This is a genomic window from Pseudarthrobacter enclensis (assembly GCF_030811655.1).
Classification (GTDB): domain Bacteria; phylum Actinomycetota; class Actinomycetes; order Actinomycetales; family Micrococcaceae; genus Arthrobacter; species Arthrobacter enclensis_A.
Genome location: NZ_JAUSRE010000059.1, coordinates 1 through 1,100, shown reverse-complemented (window position 1 = coordinate 1,100; position 1,100 = coordinate 1). Strand labels below are relative to the sequence as shown.

The following is a 1,100-nucleotide window of genomic DNA, read 5'->3' as shown; positions in this document are numbered from 1 at the left end:
TTCCTGTCCGAGACGGACACTGAGGTCGCTGCCGCGCTGCTGGCTGACATCCTGCGGAACAAGTTGGGCGGTGACCCGGCGAACGGCGGCCTGACCCGCGCCATGGAACTGGCCTGCCAGCGCCTTGAGGGCGCCTTCACGTTGCTGGCCGTGCACGCGGACCAGCCCGACGTCGTCGTTGCTGCCCGCCGTAACTCCCCGCTGGTGGTGGGCCTGGGCGACGGCGAGAACTTCCTGGGCTCGGACGTTTCCGGGTTCATCGACTACACGCGCCGTGCCGTGGAGCTGGGCCAGGACCAGATCGTGACGATCACTGCGGACTCGGTGGAGATCACCGATTTCTACGGCAACCCGGCCCAGGGCAAGGAATACCACGTGGACTGGGACCCGGCCTCGGCGGAAAAGGGCGGCTTCTCCTCGTTCATGGAGAAGGAAATCCACGACCAGCCCGACGCCGTGGCCCAGACCCTGCTGGGGCGTTCTGACATCAAGGGCAAGCTGACCCTGGACGAGCTCCGAATCGATCCCGAGCTGCTGAAGCAGGTCAACAAGATCATCGTGCTGGCCTGCGGCACCGCCGCGTACGCGGGCATGGTGGCCAAATACGCCATCGAGAACTGGTGCCGGATTCCCACCGAGGTGGAGCTGGCGCACGAGTTCCGCTACCGCGACCCGATCCTGGACGAGAAGACCCTGGTGGTCTCCATCAGCCAGTCCGGCGAAACCATGGACACCCTGATGGCCGTCCGGTACGCCCGTGAACAGGGCGCCAAGACCATCTCCATCTGCAACACCAACGGCTCCACCATCCCGCGTGAGTCTGACGCCGTGCTGTACACCCACGCAGGCCCCGAGATCGCGGTGGCCTCCACCAAGGCGTTCCTGGCGCAGATCACGGCCGCGTACCTGCTGGGCCTCTACCTGGCCCAGCTGCGCGGAAACATCTTCTCGGGCCAGATCAAGGACGTGCTGGCGGACCTGAACAAGATCCCGGCCAAAATCCAGAAGATCCTGGACAACGCCGAGCCCTTGCGTGAACTGGCCCGCAGCATGGCGGACGAGAAATCGGTGCTGTTCCTGGGCCGCCACGTCGGCTACCC

Annotated in this window: 1 protein-coding gene; it reads left to right on the top strand. The window is 65.5% G+C overall.

All coding sequences use genetic code 11. The annotated features are described in order from the left end of the window. A partial coding sequence (locus tag J2X98_RS22180) for an isomerizing glutamine--fructose-6-phosphate transaminase (protein ID WP_307312680.1) occupies window positions 1-1,100 on the top strand: 1,100 nt, incomplete at both ends.